Annotated in this window: 17 protein-coding genes and 1 tRNA gene; 10 read left to right on the top strand and 8 right to left on the bottom strand. The window is 68.5% G+C overall.

Annotation, left to right across the window (positions count from 1 at the left end; all coding sequences use genetic code 11):
* Positions 1-22 precede the first annotated feature (22 nt).
* Positions 23-1831: an ABC-F family ATP-binding cassette domain-containing protein gene (locus AC3ZJJ_RS09885; RefSeq protein ID WP_489891653.1), complete on the top strand. Its 1809-nt coding sequence runs from the start codon at positions 23-25 to the stop codon at positions 1829-1831.
* 3 nt (positions 1832-1834) lie between these two features.
* On the opposite strand, the gene AC3ZJJ_RS09880 is transcribed toward AC3ZJJ_RS09885, so the two are convergent.
* From AC3ZJJ_RS09880 to AC3ZJJ_RS09870, 3 genes are all read right to left on the bottom strand, one after another.
* Positions 1835-2263: a hypothetical protein gene (locus AC3ZJJ_RS09880; RefSeq protein ID WP_489891652.1), complete on the bottom strand. Its 429-nt coding sequence runs from the start codon at positions 2261-2263 to the stop codon at positions 1835-1837.
* A gap of 338 nt (positions 2264-2601) precedes the next feature.
* Positions 2602-3000, bottom strand: a complete 399-nt coding sequence (locus AC3ZJJ_RS09875) for a hypothetical protein (RefSeq protein WP_489891651.1) — start codon at positions 2998-3000, stop codon at positions 2602-2604.
* A gap of 159 nt (positions 3001-3159) precedes the next feature.
* Positions 3160-3813, bottom strand: coding sequence for a TetR/AcrR family transcriptional regulator (locus tag AC3ZJJ_RS09870; protein WP_489891650.1), 654 nt, complete (start codon positions 3811-3813; stop codon positions 3160-3162).
* A gap of 154 nt (positions 3814-3967) precedes the next feature.
* Between AC3ZJJ_RS09870 and AC3ZJJ_RS09865 the strand changes: the two genes are divergently transcribed.
* The 4 genes from AC3ZJJ_RS09865 (at position 3968) to AC3ZJJ_RS09850 (ending at position 7337) form a co-directional block, all read left to right on the top strand.
* Positions 3968-4039 (top strand) — tRNA-Gln (locus AC3ZJJ_RS09865).
* Between the two features lie 93 nt (positions 4040-4132).
* Positions 4133-5566, top strand: coding sequence for a bifunctional UDP-N-acetylglucosamine diphosphorylase/glucosamine-1-phosphate N-acetyltransferase GlmU (gene glmU, locus AC3ZJJ_RS09860; protein ID WP_489891649.1), 1434 nt, complete (start codon positions 4133-4135; stop codon positions 5564-5566).
* Positions 5567-5629: 63 nt separating this feature from the next.
* The gene (locus tag AC3ZJJ_RS09855; RefSeq protein ID WP_489891648.1) at positions 5630-6610 is read left to right on the top strand and encodes a ribose-phosphate diphosphokinase; all 981 of its coding nucleotides are present in this window, start codon (positions 5630-5632) and stop codon (positions 6608-6610) included.
* Between the two features lie 139 nt (positions 6611-6749).
* On the top strand, positions 6750-7337 hold the full coding sequence (locus AC3ZJJ_RS09850) for an arsenate-mycothiol transferase ArsC (RefSeq protein WP_489891647.1): 588 nt from the start codon (positions 6750-6752) through the stop codon (positions 7335-7337).
* A 104-nt stretch (positions 7338-7441) separates the two neighbouring features.
* Here the strand turns inward: AC3ZJJ_RS09850 and AC3ZJJ_RS09845 are convergent, their stop codons facing one another.
* Both AC3ZJJ_RS09845 and AC3ZJJ_RS09840 read right to left on the bottom strand, forming a co-directional pair.
* Positions 7442-9184, bottom strand: coding sequence for a tyrosine-protein kinase domain-containing protein (locus AC3ZJJ_RS09845; RefSeq protein ID WP_489891646.1), 1743 nt, complete (start codon positions 9182-9184; stop codon positions 7442-7444).
* A 179-nt stretch (positions 9185-9363) separates the two neighbouring features.
* Positions 9364-9660 carry a PqqD family protein gene (locus tag AC3ZJJ_RS09840; RefSeq protein WP_489891645.1) on the bottom strand — a complete coding sequence of 99 codons (297 nt, stop codon included), beginning with the start codon at positions 9658-9660 and terminating at the stop codon, positions 9364-9366.
* Between the two features lie 212 nt (positions 9661-9872).
* On the opposite strand from AC3ZJJ_RS09840, the gene AC3ZJJ_RS09835 reads away from it, so the two are divergent.
* From AC3ZJJ_RS09835 to lepB, 5 genes are all read left to right on the top strand, one after another.
* Positions 9873-10484: a 50S ribosomal protein L25/general stress protein Ctc gene (locus AC3ZJJ_RS09835; RefSeq protein ID WP_489891644.1), complete on the top strand. Its 612-nt coding sequence runs from the start codon at positions 9873-9875 to the stop codon at positions 10482-10484.
* Positions 10485-10502: 18 nt separating this feature from the next.
* Entirely contained in the window at positions 10503-11084 is a 582-nt protein-coding gene (pth, locus tag AC3ZJJ_RS09830; RefSeq protein WP_489891643.1) for an aminoacyl-tRNA hydrolase, read from the top strand.
* A 289-nt stretch (positions 11085-11373) separates the two neighbouring features.
* Complete coding sequence (locus AC3ZJJ_RS09825; RefSeq protein ID WP_489891642.1) at positions 11374-12684, top strand: aminotransferase class V-fold PLP-dependent enzyme; 1311 nt, start codon at positions 11374-11376, stop codon at positions 12682-12684.
* Positions 12681-13154 (top strand): Fe-S cluster assembly sulfur transfer protein SufU, encoded by a 474-nt coding sequence (sufU, locus tag AC3ZJJ_RS09820; RefSeq protein ID WP_489891641.1) that lies wholly within the window; start codon positions 12681-12683, stop codon positions 13152-13154. Before AC3ZJJ_RS09825 ends, sufU begins: the two co-directional genes overlap by 4 nt.
* A gap of 6 nt (positions 13155-13160) precedes the next feature.
* Positions 13161-13865: a signal peptidase I gene (lepB, locus tag AC3ZJJ_RS09815; protein ID WP_489891640.1), complete on the top strand. Its 705-nt coding sequence runs from the start codon at positions 13161-13163 to the stop codon at positions 13863-13865.
* 51 nt (positions 13866-13916) lie between these two features.
* Here the strand turns inward: lepB and AC3ZJJ_RS09810 are convergent, their stop codons facing one another.
* The 3 genes from AC3ZJJ_RS09810 to AC3ZJJ_RS09800 all read right to left on the bottom strand — a co-directional run bounded on the left by AC3ZJJ_RS09810 (position 13917) and on the right by AC3ZJJ_RS09800 (position 17011).
* Positions 13917-15098: a PqqD family peptide modification chaperone gene (locus tag AC3ZJJ_RS09810; RefSeq protein ID WP_489891639.1), complete on the bottom strand. Its 1182-nt coding sequence runs from the start codon at positions 15096-15098 to the stop codon at positions 13917-13919.
* A 47-nt stretch (positions 15099-15145) separates the two neighbouring features.
* Positions 15146-16471, bottom strand: a complete 1326-nt coding sequence (gene nhaA / locus AC3ZJJ_RS09805) for a Na+/H+ antiporter NhaA (protein WP_489891638.1) — start codon at positions 16469-16471, stop codon at positions 15146-15148.
* Between the two features lie 72 nt (positions 16472-16543).
* A complete protein-coding gene (locus AC3ZJJ_RS09800) occupies positions 16544-17011 on the bottom strand; it encodes a VanZ family protein (RefSeq protein WP_489891637.1) in 468 nt (155 codons plus the stop codon).
* Positions 17012-17032: the final 21 nt, after the last annotated feature.

Here is a 17032-nt window from a genome sequence, read left to right as displayed (position 1 = left end):
AACACCGTTAGGAAGTACCGTTTTGGCCCATTTGCTCGGAGCAGAGAACGTCACCGTCTCGTTCGCCACCCGCACGGTCCTGGATGGCGTGAGCCTGGGACTCGAGGACGGTGACCGCATCGGCATGGTGGGGCGCAACGGCGACGGCAAGTCCACGCTGATGCGCCTGCTCGCCCAGCGTCAGCAGCCCGACACCGGGCGCGTGACCAAGCGGGGCGACGTGACCGTGGGTTACCTCGACCAGCAGGACGTGCTCGACGGCGACCTGGAGGTGGGGCAGGCCATCGTCGGCGACGCCGCGGACCACGAGTGGGCGTCCAACCCCAAGGTCCGCGATGTTATGGGCGGCCTGGTGGGCGAGGTCGACTGGCACGCGCGCGTCTCCAGCCTGTCCGGTGGACAACGCCGGCGCGTGGCCCTGGCCAAGCTGCTCATCGGCGACGACGACGTCGTGATGCTCGACGAGCCCACTAACCACCTCGACGTCGAGGGTGTCGCGTGGCTTGCCAGGCACCTGCGCCAGCGCTGGCGCGCGTCCGCCGGCGGGCTCCTGGTCATCACCCACGACCGCTGGTTCCTCGACGAGATCTGCACGCGCACCTGGGAGGTGCACGATGGCGTCGTCGACCCGTTCGACGGCGGCTACGCCGCCTACGTGCTGGCCCGCGCCGAGCGCGACCGGATGAACGCCGTCGTCGAAAACAAGCGCCAGCAGCTGGTGAAGAAGGAGCTCGCGTGGCTGCGCCGCGGCGCTCCCGCGCGGACGGCGAAGCCGAAGTTCCGCATCGAGGCGGCCAACGACCTGATCAACGACGTCCCGGAGCCGCGGGATTCCGTGGCGCTGTCCAAGATGGCGACAGCGCGGCTGGGCAAGGACGTGCTGGACCTGGAGCACGTGTCTCTGGCCTTCGACGGCGCCGCGCCGCTCTTCGACAACATCACCCTGCGCCTGGCGCCGGGGGAGCGGCTCGGCATCGTCGGCGTCAACGGCGCCGGCAAGTCGACCCTGCTGCGGCTGCTCAACGGAGAGATCGACCCGACGTCGGGGCGGCTGAAGCGCGGCAAGACCGTGAAGACCGCCATTCTCACGCAGGAGGTCCGCGAACTCGACGAGCTGGCGGACATGCGCGTCACCGAGGTCATCCAGAGCGAGCGCAACGTGTTCGAGGTCGGCGGCAAGGAGGTCTCCGCCGGGCAGCTGGTGGAGCAGCTCGGGTTCGGCCCGGAGAAGCAGTGGACCCCGGTCAAGGAACTCTCGGGAGGCGAGCGCCGGCGCCTGCAGCTGTTGCGCCTGCTGGTGGGAGAGCCGAACGTGCTGATGCTCGACGAGCCGACCAACGACTTGGACACGGACACGCTCTCGGCGGTCGAGGACCTGCTGGACGGCTGGGCCGGCACGCTCGTGGTCGTCAGCCACGACAGGTATCTGCTGGAGCGCGTGACGGACCACCAGCTGGCGCTGCTCGGCGACGGGCGCCTCCGCGGACTGCCGGGCGGCGTGGACCAGTACCTCGAATTGCGCGAGACCGCCGGCGCGGGCTCCGGCGGGGCCAAGACCGGCCCCGCGGCAACGTCCGGCTCGGTGGCGGCCACGGCCGGGCCCAGCGAGGCCGAGAAGCGTGACGCCCGCAAGGAGGTCAACCGCATCGAGCGTCAGCTGGGCAAGCTGGCGCAGCAGGAGGAGAAGCTGCACAAGCAGATGGCCGACTCCTCGGCCGCCATGAAGCTGGACGAACTGGCCGGACTCAACGCGAAGCTCAAGGCCGTCGAGGCTGAGCGCGAGGTGCTGGAGGAGGCCTGGATGTCCGCAGCCGAGGTGGCGGGGGACTGACGCCTAGGTCGCAGCGTTGATCGGCGTAGGAGGCGTCAGCGAAGTGATCGGCACCCGGGACGTCAATCTCGCGACGTAGCTCAGGCAACCGGGCGTGGACGGGACCGTGACGGTGAAGTCGTGGGTGCCGCCGTTCCTGGCGCCTCGTCCTCCTGACGCCGCGATCCGCATGTGGCTGTCGTTCGAGCAGGTGAACTGTGCGTCGCCCTGCTCTTCCGTGGTGACGGAAAAGGAGAAGGTGGTGTTGCGGCCTTCGTGGAATCGGCCGCTGGCGCTGATCGTCACCACCCCCATGCTGGCGTCTAGCAGGGCGATTACGCTTCCCGAGGGCACGACCTCGGCGTCCTGCGGACGTTCGGCGCTGAGCGCGACGACGGGCGCGGACCTTGCGGATCCGTGCACGTGGGTGCGGTGTTCTACGGCAATGGACATCTGATTTCCCCCCAAACGGTGGGACCGCGTCGCCTTCTTCCCCGAGAAGACGACCCCAAACACCGGACGGTGTTGCGGTCCCTGTACCGGGAGCCTAAGGGCCGAACCCATCGGACTCGCGAAAGTTTGCTGCAATTTTTGATCAATTCCCCCTGGAGTGCCGTCAATCCTCGCGCCCTTGTCGACCGGTGCGCGGGACAGCTCTGCAAAGAATGGACCCGCGGCGACCTCCGGTTTGGTAGAAGTCGCCGCGGGTCCGATCGAAATTGCGACGCTCGATGCCGAGTTGTCGCCGCGAGACATGGGGCGCTGGTGTGGCTACTTCTTGGAAATCGAAGCTAGAGGCGAGCCGCCGAGTGAATGACCTTTTCCGAAGTGAATTCGCTGATGTAGCTCGCCTTTGAGGATCCCTCAGCATTGGCTGGGATTCGCACTGTTATAAGCTGCTTACCCTTTCCGTTGGTGGAGTCGGTGCTCAAGAGGATAACTCCACCCTGCCCTTTGGCCTTGATCTTAGGTTCGCCGTTGTCTGTTGTGATTAGGAATTGGACATCGACAAACGTGTGGAAATGGCCGCTCACGCGTATGCGGAATGTATTGGCTGCAAAGTCCAATACGTCCACAGTCCCATTAGTCGTCGACGCAGCGGCCTGCGGAGCTGCGGCGGCGAGTGCGATAACGGGCACCGACCAGGCGGCACCCTTTACGAGGGCGCGACGATTTACAGCAGTGCTCATTCAGTAATCCCCAATACGTTGGGACCGCTTCGCCTTCTTCCCCAAGAAGACGACCCCAAGACACCCACAGGTGTAGCGGTCCGTGTACTGAAAACCTATTTTTTCAAAGCACTGGTTTCACGAAAGATTGCCACAACGTTCGCTCAATTTTGGCGAAATTTAGGCCGTTTCATCCCTCAATTCCGGGTCTTTCTTCAGGCCGGTCAGGCCGTACCACGCGAGGTTGACCACGTGGGCGGCCACGGTCCGCTTGTCCGGATGCCGCGCTTCGAGCCACCAATGGCCGGTCATGGCCACCATTCCAACCAGCATCTGCGCGTACACCGAGCGGTCCTCGGTGCTGAACCCGCGGCGCCGGAACTCATCGGCCAGGATCTCCTCGACCTGCTCCGTGACCTTGGAGAGCAGCGTGGAGAAGGTTCCGTTCGGCTGTGACGGCGGCGCATCGCGAATGAGGATCCTGAACCCCTCCGCCTGCTCCTCGATGTAGGTCAGCAGCGCTAGGGCGGCGCGTTCGACAAGCACTCGAGGGCTTGCGCCGCCGTCGGACTCCAGCGCGCCCAGGATGCTTCCGAGGAGCGAGCGGTAGGCGGTGGTCACGATCTCCATGTAGAGCGCTTCCTTGCTGCCGAAGTGCTCGTAGACCACGGGCTTGGAGACGCCGGACGCCGAGGCGATCTCCTCGATCGTGGTTCCCTCCAGGCCTCGCAGGGCGAACAGGGTGCGGGCGATGCCGCCGATCTGCAGCCGGCGTTCCGGGCCGGTCATGCGCACGCGCCGTGGCGGCGGCTCGGGGAGGGTTTCACTGGTCATCGTCACATCGTACGGCGCGGGAGTGCCGGAATCCCGCCGGATTCGGGGCCGGTCGCGGCATGGGTCGCGATCAGCGGGGCACAACTCAGCATGCCGCGACAAGTGTGGCAAAATAGCTAACTGTGCTCGGCGCCTCCGCGTGCGGGCACAGTATTCCGCTCTGGTGTAATGGCAGCACCCCGGCCTTTGGAGCCGTGGAGTATAGGTTCGAATCCTATGGGCGGAACAAGCACGGCCGGCGCCGGTCTGCCGCACGGTAGACTGGGCTGGCCCGGCCAGCGAGTCGGGCCCGTGTCACCAACCCCAGGGAGTGCCTAACTTGAGCGTGGAGCCCACGGCCCCGGCCGCCATCATCGTTCTGGCCGCAGGAGCCGGAACCCGCATGAAGTCGGCGAAGCCCAAGATCCTTCACGAACTCGGCGGACGCTCCATGGTGGGGCACGCGCTCGCCGCGGCCAAGGGTCTGGACCCCGTCCAGCTGGTGGCGGTCGTCCGCCACGAACGCGACCGCGTCGTCGAGCACCTGCTGGACATCGAGCCCGGGATCACCATCGCCGACCAGGACGACGTCCCCGGCACGGGCCGCGCCGTCCAGATTGGCCTGGCAACACTTACCCCGAAGCTCGAGGGCACCATCGTGGTGACCTACGGCGACGTGCCGCTGCTCACCACCGAACTGCTCGCGGAGCTCGTGGCGGCCCACGAGGACAACGAAAACGCCGCGACCGTCCTGACGGCGCTCCTCGACGACGCGACGGGGTACGGCCGCATTCTTCGCGCCCCCGACGGAACCGTCACCGGCATCGTCGAACACAAGGACGCAACCGTGGAACAGCGCGCCATCCGCGAGGTCAACTCGGGGATCTACGCGTTCGACGCCGAGGTCCTGCGCACCGCGCTCGAGCGCGTCACCACGGACAACGTCCAGGGCGAGATGTACCTCACCGACGTCCTGGCGATCGCCCGGAACGACGGCGGCCGCGTCGCCGCCGTCGTCACCACCGACCGCTGGCAGGTGGAAGGCGCGAACGACCGTGTGCAGCTCGCCGCGCTGGGCAAGGAAATGAACCGCCGCACTGTCGAGCGCTGGATGCGCGCCGGGGTCACGGTCATCGACCCGGCCACCACGTGGATCGACGCTGAGGTGGCACTGTCACCTGACGTGACCCTGAAGCCCGGCACCCAGCTCCACGGCTCGACGGCCGTGGGCACCGAGGCCGTCATTGGACCAGACACCACTCTGACCAACGTGACGGTCGGCCGCCGCGCACGTATCACGCGCAGCGACGCCACGGACTCCCGCATCGGGGACGGTGCCACGGTCGGGCCGTTCGCCTACCTGCGCGCCAAAACCGTGTTGGGCGAAGACGGCAAGATCGGTGCGTTCTACGAGACCAAGAACGTCACGGTCGGCAAGGGCTCCAAGTTGTCGCACCTCGGATACGCCGGGGACGCCGAAATCGGGGAGTACACGAACATCGGCTGCGGCAACATCACCGCCAACTACGACGGCGTGAACAAGCACCGGACCGTCATCGGCTCGCACGTCCGCACCGCGTCCAATACCGTATTCGTCGCCCCCGTCCGCGTCGGCGACGGCGCGTACACGGGAGCCGGGGCAATCGTCCGCAAGGACGTTCCGGCTGGAGCCCTCGCACTCACCGTCGCCCCGCAGCGAAACGCCGAGGGCTGGACCCAAGCGAACCGGCCGGGCTCCCCGGCCGCCGAAGCCGCCCAGCGCGCCGCCGGCTAGCCGCGGCCGCGCACACCCCAACAAGCCCCTCCAAGTGCCCCAGCAGATCGAGAAAGTGAATTCATGAGCGAACTGAGCCACAACGTCGACAAGAAATTGGTGTTGGCGAGCGGCCGCGCCCACCCGGAATTGGCGGAGGAGATCGCATCCGTCCTGGAAACCGAACTGCTGCCGATGTCCGCCTACGACTTCGCGAACGGCGAGATCTACGTGCGCTCGGGGGAGAGCGTGCGTGGCAAGGACGTCTTCATCATCCAGTCGCACCCCGCGCCGCTGAACAACTGGCTGATGGAACAGCTCATCATGGTGGACTCCATGAAGCGCGCCTCCGCCAGGCGCATCACCGTGGTCTCGCCGTTCTACCCGTACGCCCGCCAGGACAAGAAGGGCCGGGGCCGCGAACCGATCTCCGCCCGCCTCGTCGCGGACCTGTACAAGACTGCCGGCGCCGACCGCATCATGAGCGTTGACCTCCACACCGCGCAGATCCAGGGCTTCTTCGACGGCCCCGTGGACCACCTGTTCGCCATTCCGCTTTTGGCCGACTACATCCGCGGCCGCGTCGACATCGACAACGTGACGGTGGTTTCACCGGACACAGGCCGCGTGCGCGTCGCCGAGCAGTGGGCGGACCGCCTCGGCGGAGCCCCGCTGGCCTTCGTGCACAAGTCGCGCGACCTGACCGTGCCGAACCAGGCGGTCTCCAAGACCGTTGTGGGCCAGATCGAAGGACGAACCTGCGTCCTGATCGACGACATGATCGACACCGGCGGCACCATCTCGGGCGCCGTCCGCGTGCTGAAGGAAGCGGGAGCGAAGGACGTCATCATCGCGGCAACGCACGCCGTGTTCTCCGAGCCCGCCTCGCAGCGGCTGTCCGAGTCAGGCGCGCGCGAGGTTGTTGTGACCAACACGTTGCCCATCTCGGCGTCCAAGCGCTTCAAGCAGCTCACCGTACTCTCCATCGCTCCGATGATCGCCCGTGCGGTCAAGGAGGTCTTCGAGGACGGCTCCGTCACGAGCCTCTTCGACGGCAACGCCTAACGGACCGAGCCGCACGACGGCGGGGCCCGGACGCAGCGGCGTCCTGGCCCCGCCGTCGTTGTTGTGGGGTGCATCGCGTTGGCCGCGGTCGGGCGGGTCCCCGGCGCGCCGCGGCGCGGCCGCCCGGTAGGCTGGCGGGGTGGTAAAGATCCTGACTGTATGCACCGGAAACATCTGCCGGTCCCCGTTTGCCGAGCGCTACCTGCAGACCCACCTCGACGAGCTGGCGCCCGGTCGCTTCGAACTCTCGAGCGCCGGAACGCAGGCCATGGTGGGCAAGCCCATGGATCGCAGGTCCGCCGAACTGCTGGAACAGGCCGGCGGTAGCGACGACGGCTTCCAGGCCCGGCAACTCAACGAGATGATGCTCTCCGACGTGGACTTCGTCCTGGCGCTGACCGTCGAGCACCGCAACGTCGTTCTGGCGCGGAGCCCGCGGATGCTCAAGCGCGCCTTCACCGTCCGGGAATTCGCCCGGGTCCTCGACGCCATTCGTGCCGACGACGCCGTCTCGCTGCCCCGCGGCGGCGACCCGGAGGACATCGCCGCGCGTTGGAAGGCGCTCCCCAAGCTCGCTGCGCTAAAGCGCCACCAGGCGCATGCGGGCGGCGACGACGTCGTGGACCCGTACCGGCAACCGTCGGAGGTCTACGCGCGGATGATCGACCAGCTGCTTCCGCCGCTGCGCTCGATCGTCGAGTTCGAGGCCGCGGCCGTCCGCGCGTAGCCCACCGGCACAGGCCCGCAACGGCGGACGTCCCGCAGGCCAAACAAAAGAGCCCGGTTCCCCCGCGCTGGCGGCTTGGGGAACCGGGCTCTTGTTGTTGCTGGCTAGCCGCGGCGGCGCAGGTGGCGCATCTGCGGTGAGGTCAGCAGTTCGTCGAAGGACGGGTCGTCGGCGCCGGCCTCGGCGCTTTCGAAGTCGTAGATCGATTCGGGCGCCGGCTGGGCGCTGCCCCGTGCGGACGCCGTGCCTGCGGCAGCAGGGGCCTGCTGGGACTGCTGTCCGCCGAAGGCCTCCTCTCCGAACGACTTGTCGTCCGCGGCGAGGTGGGCCGCCGGCGTGGCCGCGGCGTGCGCGGTGGCGCGCTCGGGGGCCTCAACGGGGACTGCCTGATCCGTGCGGCGGCTGGTCTCGCCCTCGCCGGACTGCGACGAGTAGTAGTACTTGCCGTAGTAGCCGTATTGGTTGGCGCCGGCGCCCTTGGTGGGAACCTGGTTGAGGATTGCTCCCAGCACGTGGGCGTCGACCTTGTGCAGGTTCTCGAGGGCCTTTTCCAGCTCGTCCGTTGTCGTCGAGCCCGCCCTGACCGTCACGAGCGCGCCGTCGGCGGACTTGGTGAGGATCGCGGCGTCGGTCACGGGGAGCAGCGGGGGAGCGTCGATGAGAACAACGGCGGTCTCCGACAGGTCGCGGAGCAGCTTCTTCATGGCGCGCGAGCCCAGGAGTTCGGACGGGTTCGGCGGGATGCGTCCGGACGAGAGCAGGGACAGGTTGGGGACCGGTCCGTATGGCTGCAGCACGTCGTCGATGTCCGCCATTCCGCTGAGGACGTCGGTGAGTCCCGCGCCGGCGGGAAGGCCGAAGACCTCGGTGAGCACGGGGCGGCGGAGGTCGCCGTCCACGAGGACGGTCTCTCGGCCAGTCGCGGCGATTGCCACGGCCAGGTTCGCGGTCACGGTCGACTTGCCCTCGCCGGGGACGGAGGAGGTGACGACGATGATCCTCGGGGGGTTGTCGACGTCCATGTAGGCCAGGTTCGTGCGCAGTTCCCGGAGGGACTCGGAGAAGGCGTGTGACTCGCGGTCGTCGTGGTCGAGCAGGCCGGTTTCCACGATCTGGCGGTGGTCGCTCAGGCGCGGGTCGGACGGGATGGTGCCCACAACGCTCGTGCCGAGACGTTCCACGGCTTCGGCGGAACGGATGCGGCGGTCGAGGTGGTTGCGGATCAACGCGTAGCCGAGGCCCAGGGCCAGTCCGACGACGCCACCGAGGGCGAGAGCCAGCTTCGTGTTCGGGGACACCGGTTCGGTGGGCAGCGCGGCCATCCCGAGAGGGGCCACCTGGACCGCGGGTTCGGAAGACTCGTCGCTCGAGCCGGCGGACTCGATGTCCGCAACCTGGGCGGCCAGGGCCTGGACCCATTCGTTGGCGAGGTTCTGCGCGGCGACCGGGTCGGTGGACGTGGCGCTGACGCGGACCTCGGCGGTGGCGGTCGGAACCTCGACCGAGATCTGGCCCAGCAGCAGGTCCGGGCTGATGTCCAGGCCCAGCTCCTCCTGCACCTTGAGGGCGACGGGGCGCGTCTCGGCGATCGACTTGTAGCTCGTCGCCTTCGACTTGGCGAGGTTGTCGCCCGCGAGGGCCGTACCGATGTTGTCGGCGCCGGCGGTGACAACCATGCCCGACGACGAGGCCTCGTAGATCTTCGGCTGCGTCAGCGTCCAGACAAAGGCAAGGAGAATCGTGGCGAGCAGTATCGCCGAAATTCCCCGCCAGTAGGTCCTGACCACATTGAGATACTGGCGCAGATCCGGCCCAGCCTCAGCGCCGTTGAGTTCGTTCGGTTCCAAAATAAGATCTCCCCGTGGGCTCGGTACAGGCAAAAGAAGCTCTCCAGGCCAACTTTGCGCGCTATATTCCATCTGATTTTAGCTCAATTAGTGCTGCCAACTTTCCTCTGGATCAACACGAGTCGCAGACGCAACATAGCGCGAGTCGCCATCGCGCGGCTTGTCAAGAGTTGGACGGCCTATAGGGACAGGTCGGTTGTGGCCAAACCCTGCCCGCACAGCGAGTCGAGGAAGTCGGCGACCGTCGGCGCGACCTGCTCGGTCGCCACCCCATACTCGGCGGCGACCCGGGCCGCGATCTGGGACGCGGTCCCCGGCTCGGAGAGCGCGCGCCAGATTGCCGCGGCCGATTCCTCGAGTACGACCGGCTGGTCGGCGTCGAGCTCGAGGACCGCGAAGCGCGCTCCGCCGTCGGAGGCCGCGACGGCGATGTTGTCGGACATGCGCCACACGGCGGCGGCGGTCGGGATCTCCATGGCCCGATCCTAGCCCCGGTCCCGGCGGCGGCGTGGGGGCTGGTAGGATGGTCGGCAGTGCCCAGGCGAGGGAGCGGGACCTTGTGTCCCCCACACTCCGTGATCGACGAGGCTAGACGCTGAACCCGGCGGCCATCATCCGATGGACGTTGCGGCATCTAGGCTTTGACCTTCGAGCCAGGCAGCCCGCAACCAGTCCAAGGAGAACCACCATGACCGACCAGCTCAAGATTGCCGCCGAACTGCGCACCGACTTCGGCAAGGGCGCGGCCCGCCAGGCCCGTCGCGACCACAAGATCCCCGCCGTCGTCTACGGCCACGGCGCAGAGCCGCTGCACGTCCTCCTGCCGACGCAGCAGACCACGCTGGCGGTCCGCCACTCCAACGCCCTTCTGGTCCTCGACGTCGAGGGCGAAGAGCACATGGCCCTGGTCAAGGACATCCAGCGCCACGCGCTGAAGCAGTCCGTCGACCACCTCGACCTGCTGACCGTCCGCAAGGGCGAGAAGGTCACCGTGGACGTCTCCGTGCACGTTGAGGGCGAAGTTGCCCCCGGCGCCGTCCTGGACCTCGAGCAGTTCACCGTCTCCGTCGAGGCCGAGGCGACCCATCTGCCCGACTCCGTCACGGTCAACGTCGAGGGCCGCGAGGCCGGCGACAGCGTCCTCGCCTCCGACCTCGTCCTCCCTAAGGGCACCTCGCTGCTCATCGACGCCGACACCGTTATCGCCACCGTCTACGTCCCGGCCGCGGCCGACCTGGGCGAAGAGGGCGGCGAGGCTGCAGGCGAGGCCCCGGCGGCCTCCGCCACGTCCGCCGAGTAGGGACTTTCCCCCACCCGCATGACTAGCGACACTTGGCTCGTAGCCGGGCTCGGAAACCCCGGGCCCGGCTACGCCCATAACCGGCACAACGTGGGGCAAATGGTCCTCGACGAACTCGCCGTTCGCGTCGGCGGCTCCTTCAAGGCGCACAAGTCCCGGGCGCAGGTCCTCGAGGGGCGCCTCGGCATCGGCGGGCCTCGCGTTGTCCTGGCGAAGCCGGCGACGTACATGAACCTCGCCGGCGGACCGGTCTCGTCCCTGGCGAAGTTCTACTCGCTGGACCCGGCCCACGTGATCGCGATCCACGACGAGATCGACATTCCCTTTAACACCGTCAAGCTGAAGCTGGGCGGCGGCGAGGGCGGCCACAACGGCCTGCGGGACATCTCCAAGGCGCTCTCCACCAAGGACTACTACCGCGTGCGCGTCGGCGTCGGCCGCCCACCGGGCCGCATGGACACGGCGGACTATGTCCTCAAGGACTTCGGGACGGTCGAAAAGAAGGACCTTCCGTTCCTGATCGACGACGCCGCGGACGCCGCGGAACTGCTCATCCGCGAGGGCCTGGAGGCGGCGCAGGGGAAGTTCCACGGCGCCTGACTAGTGCGGACGGATCTACCCCGACGTAGAAAGTTGGCCAAGGGTTAGGCGTTTGACAGATTTTTGACTTATGCTGATCACAGCCTTCGTGGCTCCCTGAGTGGGGGCCGGCAGCAGGCGGCCTCTGAGACTGGGCCACCCCCATCCTGCTGCCGGTCCCTTTTCAATGTCCGGGCAAGGTTAGGCTCGGCTCAGATGTGGTTTGGCACGCCGAGTGGGAGGATTAGAGTACGATTCCGTTCCGGAATCCCAAGCACCTAGCATCCCCCAAGCGAAGGGTCCGTCCATAGTGGAGTCACCCACCCGCCCGACCGCCACCGACGCGGCGCCGCTCGACGACGCGGAGGTGGGCCGCCTGCGCGCGGACTTCACCATCCTCGGCCGCACCATCAACGAGGCGCCGCTGGTGTATTTGGACTCCGGCGCGACGTCCCAAAAGCCGCAGTGCGTCCTCGAGGCCGAGCAGCACTACTACGAACGCTTCAACGCGGCGGTCCACCGGGGCGCGCACAGCCTGGCCGTCGAAGCCACGGAAATCTACGAGGACGCCCGGGCAACCGTTGCCGCCTTCGTGGGCGCCGCCACGGACGAACTGGTGTGGACGTCCAACGCCACGGAGGCGATCAACCTCGTTGCGTATGCGTTCTCCAACGCCGCGGCCGGCCGCGGCGGGCCCGCGGCCGAGCGCTTCGTCCTTGGCCCCGGCGACGAGATCGTGGTCACCGAGCTCGAACACCACGCCAACCTCATCCCATGGCAGGAACTCGCGTTCCGGACCGGCGCCACCCTGCGTTACATCCCCGTCGACCCCGACGGCGCGCTGCGCATGGATCTGGCCGCGGGCATCGTGGGTCCGCGCACCCGCATCCTGGCCTTCAGCCACGTTTCGAACGTCCTCGGCACCGTCACCGACGTGGCCCCGCTGGTGGAGTTGGCCCGGCGCGTCGGCGCGCTCACCGTCCTGGACGCCTGCCAGTCCGTCCCCCACCTGCCGGTCGACGTCCGCGAGCTTGGCGTGGACTTCATGGCGTTCTCGGGCCACAAAATGCTCGGCCCCACCGGAATCGGCGCCCTCTTCGGGCGGCGTGAGCTCCTCAACGCGATGCCGCCCTTCCTCACCGGCGGTTCCATGATCACCACCGTCACCATGGAGTCGGCCGCATACCTTCCCGCCCCGGCACGCTTCGAGGCCGGCACCCAGCGGATTTCGCAGGCCGTCGCCCTGGCGACGGCCGTCCGCTACCTCTCCGAGGTTGGCATGGACCGGATTGCCGCATGGGAATCGGCACTCGGCGCCCGCATGGCGCAGGGGCTGGCATCCATCCCGGGAGTCCGCCAACTGGGCCCGTCCGGTGTGGAGCGGATCGGCACGGCCGCCATCGACGTCGAAGGGGTCCACCCGCACGACGTCGGCCAATACCTGGACAGCCGCGGCATTGCGGTGCGGGTGGGACACCACTGCGCGCAGCCGCTGCACCGCGCGCTCGGCGTCACCGCCAGCACGCGGGCCAGCACCTACCTTTACAACACCGCCGAGGACGTCGACGCCTATCTGGCGGCCGTCGCCGAAGTGCGGGCCTTCTTTGGAGTCAACGCATGAGCGGCTTGGAACAGCTGTACCAGCAGATCATCCTGGACCACGCCAAGCGCCGGGAGGGCGACAGCCTGCGCGAGGCGGACGCGGGCCACGCGTGGGGAGAGTCGCACCAGCACAACCCGATCTGCGGCGACGAGATCCGGCTGCGCGTGGAAACGGACGGGACGCGGGTCGCCAACATCAGCTGGGAGGGCAACGGGTGTTCCATCTCCATGGCCTCCGCCTCCGCCCTCACTGAGCTGGCCGGCGGCGTGGACCGCGACGAGCTGGCGGCGGTGGTCCAGGAGTTCCGCGAGGTGATGCGCTCGCGTGGCACGCGCGAGGCGGACGAGGAGATCCTGGGTGACGCGGCGGCATTCTCCGGCGTCTCCAAGTTCCCGGCGCGCGTCAAGTGCGCCATGCTGGCCTGGGTTGCCGCCGAACAGGCGCTGCTGGCGTCCAACGGGGCTTCGGCCGGTGCGGCGAGCCCCTAGGCAGCCATGACGGAAAGGCAGGAACGCAAGCCCCGGCCGCTCTGGCTGTCCACCGCCCTGAACGTGGTGGCCGCAATCGTGGTGATCGCCCTGGTGCAGGGCTTCCTGGTGAAGGTCTACAGCGTCCCTTCCGGCTCCATGGAGAGCACTCTCAACGTGGGCGACCGGATCCTGGTGAACCGGCTCGCCTACAACGCCGGCGGGCCTAAGCCGGGGGACATCGTTGTCTTCCGCGCCGATGCCGCGTGGGGCGCCTCGGCCGGCGACGAGCCGGCCGGGGTCCTGGAGGCACTCGTCCGCGGCTTTGGCGACCTCACGGGAATCGGGCCGTCCAACGAGGACTTCCTCGTCAAGAGGGTTGTGGGCGCCGGCGGCGACACGGTCGAGTGCTGCAGCGCCGAGGGGGCGCTGGTGCGCAACGGAGAGCCGCTGAACGAGGACTACATCCTTGAGGACCCGGCGTTCGCGCCGGGCGGGCCGGACTGTGGGAGCGATCCCCGTTCCCTGCGCTGCTTCGGACCGGTCGAGGTGCCGGAGGGGAGCCTCCTGGTGCTGGGGGACCATCGCGGCGCCTCGGCGGACGGCGTCCTGGCGTGCCGGGGCCGCGCCGAGAACGACCAGTCCGGCTGCGCCCGGTTTGTGGACGAGGAGAACGTCGTCGGACGGGTTGTCGCCAAGCTGTGGCCGCCGGCAGACTGGCGCGGCTTCTAGGACCCGGCGCGTCTCGCCCGTCGCCCGTCGGCCCAGACGCCTTCCGGAACGCTAGGAGCGTTCCAGCAGCCCCCGGGCCTGCAGCGCCGAGAGCTTTTCGTCCAGCAGGGCGCCGGCGTCGGGATGTTCACCGAACTCGTCCGTGACGGCCCGCATCAGCTGCTCCCGGCTGGCCCAGCGTTCCGTCGCCGCCCACAGGACGGGCCCCAGTCCGGCTAGGACCGTCAACCGCTCCCCGTGGAGAACCGCCACGGACTCGTCGTGGCCGGCCGCAGCGTGGGGGTCCGCCGGAGGGGCCCTTCGAATGCCGACGGCGTCGTCGGCCGCCGCCCTCCGGAACAGCCCGGGCAGGTCCGGGGCGTCGTTGTTGTCCGTCAGTTCCAGGGGACGCCACACGGGTTGAAGCGGCTCAGCGGCGGCGGCGAGCAGGCCCCGGGCCAGCGGCACCAGCTGCTCGGCCTCGGAATAGTTCAGCCGCAGCGCCCCGCCGCACCCGTCGAGGACCCTGCAAAGCATCACCAGGCCCCGCGTGAGGGCGGACAGAGACGAAATCTGCGGGCTGAGCCACTCCAGGGCCTCCTCCAGCGGCAGCGGATGCGCAGTGGCACGCTCGACCCCGCGCGTCCGCTCCCGGTCAAGGACCGCCACGCGGGCAAGGCACGGGGACGGGGGTGCGGGGAGCAGTGCGATGTCGTCGGGCGCCAGCTGCGACTTGGGACGCCGCCCCGTGGACGGAAGCACCGAGAGCGGCTTGGGAAACGGGACCAGACCGCCGGCCGGATCGACAGCGACCGTCTCGTCTGTGACGTAGCCCAGGTGGCGGCCCAACACGCGGGTGGCCGTGGTCTTGCCCGTCCCGCTGGACGCGACCAGCGCGATGGCGGCTCCGGTGGCGGGCTCCGCCAGCGCGGCGGCATGGAACATCAACAGCTCGCCGCGCCCCGATTCGATGCCGGCACGCGTCATCGCGAACACGAGCTCCTCGTGGAACGTGGTCCAGTCCGCAGCCCGTTCCCGGTCCAGGGCGGTGCCGGGCGAAGCGGGCGCACCGGTTGAATCATTCGCGTGGGACACGGGGGAGCAGCGGGACCACGCCCGGTCGAGCAGGTCCGCCTCGTGCCCGCTCAGGCCGGTTACCGTAACGCGTGCCCGCAGGGCGGTGGCGGACCAGCCGATCGGCCCCGCGCCGTCGCGGTGCCGGGCCTCCGGCAGCGGCGTGTGTGGCTCACGCATGTGTTTCCCCCATGATCGTTGCTGACGGTCCGCGAGTGTGGGCGCGGCTATTCGAAGAGGTCTGGAATGCCGTCCTTGTTCGCGTCCACCCGCTCGCGTTCGGCGATCTCGCGGTAGCGGCGGTCACGGGGACGGAGCCAGAGCGCCCCCAGGACGGCGGCGGCCAGCGAGCCGACCAGGATGGCGACCTTGGCATGCTCGTAGTGCGGCGACTCCAGTCCGAAGCTGAGCTCGGAAACCAGGAGGGAGACCGTAAAGCCGATGCCGCCGAGCAGCGTCACGCCGAAGAGGTCGCCCCACCGCGTGTCCGGGTCCAGGCTGGCGTGGCGGGTCTTGGTGACCAGCCAGGTGGCGCCGAGGATGCCGATCGGCTTGCCGAGGATCAGGCCCGCGACAATTCCCCACACCACGGGATCGCCGAGTGCCTTGGCCACGCCCTCGCCGCCGCCGAGCGCGACGCCGGCGGAGAAGAAAGCGAACAGCGGCACGCAGATGCCGGAGGACAGCGGACGGAAGCGGTGCTCCAGCACCTCGGCGAGGCCGGGGCCGTCCGCCCCGTCCTTGCGGCGCACCGGAACCGCGAAGCCCAGAACAACGCCCGCGATCGTGGCGTGCACGCCGGATTCGTGTAGCAGGGCCCACGAGGCGATGCCGAGCGGCAAGAGAATGGCCCACGCGGCCCAGGGCCTGCGGCCGAAGAACCTGCGTCGACGCTGCGCCAGGAACGCGAAGATGGCCATGGGAACGAGGGAATACAGCAGGAACTGAGGGCGCAGGTCCGATGTGTAGACGAACGCGATGATGACGATGGCAATGAGGTCGTCGACCACGGCCAGGGTCAACAGGAAGATCCGCAGCGCGGAGGGCAGGTGCGAGCCGATGACGGCCAGGACCGCGACGGCGAAGGCTATGTCCGTCGCCGTGGGGATCGCCCAGCCGCGGAGGGTCTCACCTCCCGTTGACAGGTTGAGTCCGACGTAGATGAGGGCGGGAACCAGCACCCCGCCGAACGCGGCCGTCACGGGCACGATGGCCCGGCTGAACTTGTTCAGGTCGCCGACGACGAATTCCTTCTTCAGCTCCAGCCCGGTGAGGAAGAAGAACACGGCCAGCAGCCCGTCGGACGCCCAGTGCCCCAGGCTAAGGTCCAGGTTCAGACCCGGGACGGGTATGGCCACGTGGAAGTCCCGCAACGCGAAGTAGGACGCGGCGGCCGGGGTGTTCGCCCAGATGATGGCGACGGCGGCGGCGACGATCAGAACCAGCCCGCCGATGGTTTCCTTACGGAGGATCTCGGAGATCCGAAGGTTCTCCGTGTGGCTTGAGCGGCGGAAGGCCGTTTCGGCGGGGCGCTTGTTTGGCGACTGGTTCATCGTTCTCCCAAAGGGTAGTCGGGCATGCTGCAGCTATCGCCGACCAGACTTCCCGGCACACCAGCTTCCACCCTACCGCCCCCGCCAGGCCGCGCCGCCCCCGCCGTGCCCCGCGCGGTAGGTGGCCGTGCGCCGAAACACCGCCAGACAGGCGAAGAGGCCGACGAACGCGCCGAGTGTGTTCGCCGCGACATCCGCCGGGGATGCGAACCGGTCCCGCAGCACCGCGTACTGGACGAGTTCGATCGCCATGCTGACGGTGAGGGCGGCCACCGGGACCGTCCACCAGCGCCGCGGTGCCAGTACGGCCGCCAGTAGGAATCCGAACGGCAGGAACATCACCACGTTGGCGAGCCACTCCACCAGGCCGTAGTCGAACCAGCGCGGCAGTCCGTGGCCGTGGAGCCACGCGAGCAGCCGCTGGAGCCCGCCGGCGCCGTACCGGTCCACCGGGACGGGCCAGAAGACCACCAGCAACAGGCACAGGGCGTAGGCGGCCGCTGGCAGCGCAATCCACTGTCTCCGGCGCCGCGGGGCCAACAGGGACAGCAGCGAGAATCC

Source organism: Arthrobacter sp. AOP29-A2-19, assembly GCF_058138025.1.
Note: the sequence above shows the minus strand (reverse complement) of the source record. Positions and strands in the feature narration are given on the sequence as shown.

Coding starts and splice junctions, on each gene's coding strand:
- AC3ZJJ_RS09880 (WP_489891652.1), bottom strand. CDS start 2,263: ATGTCCATTGCCGTAGAACACCGCACCCACGTGCACGGATCCGCAAGG.
- AC3ZJJ_RS09875 (WP_489891651.1), bottom strand. CDS start 3,000: ATGAGCACTGCTGTAAATCGTCGCGCCCTCGTAAAGGGTGCCGCCTGG.
- AC3ZJJ_RS09870 (WP_489891650.1), bottom strand. CDS start 3,813: ATGACCAGTGAAACCCTCCCCGAGCCGCCGCCACGGCGCGTGCGCATG.
- AC3ZJJ_RS09855 (WP_489891648.1), top strand. CDS start 5,630: ATGAGCGAACTGAGCCACAACGTCGACAAGAAATTGGTGTTGGCGAGC.
- AC3ZJJ_RS09840 (WP_489891645.1), bottom strand. CDS start 9,660: ATGGAGATCCCGACCGCCGCCGCCGTGTGGCGCATGTCCGACAACATC.
- AC3ZJJ_RS09835 (WP_489891644.1), top strand. CDS start 9,873: ATGACCGACCAGCTCAAGATTGCCGCCGAACTGCGCACCGACTTCGGC.
- pth (WP_489891643.1), top strand. CDS start 10,503: ATGACTAGCGACACTTGGCTCGTAGCCGGGCTCGGAAACCCCGGGCCC.
- sufU (WP_489891641.1), top strand. CDS start 12,681: ATGAGCGGCTTGGAACAGCTGTACCAGCAGATCATCCTGGACCACGCC.
- lepB (WP_489891640.1), top strand. CDS start 13,161: ATGACGGAAAGGCAGGAACGCAAGCCCCGGCCGCTCTGGCTGTCCACC.
- AC3ZJJ_RS09810 (WP_489891639.1), bottom strand. CDS start 15,098: ATGCGTGAGCCACACACGCCGCTGCCGGAGGCCCGGCACCGCGACGGC.
- nhaA (WP_489891638.1), bottom strand. CDS start 16,471: ATGAACCAGTCGCCAAACAAGCGCCCCGCCGAAACGGCCTTCCGCCGC.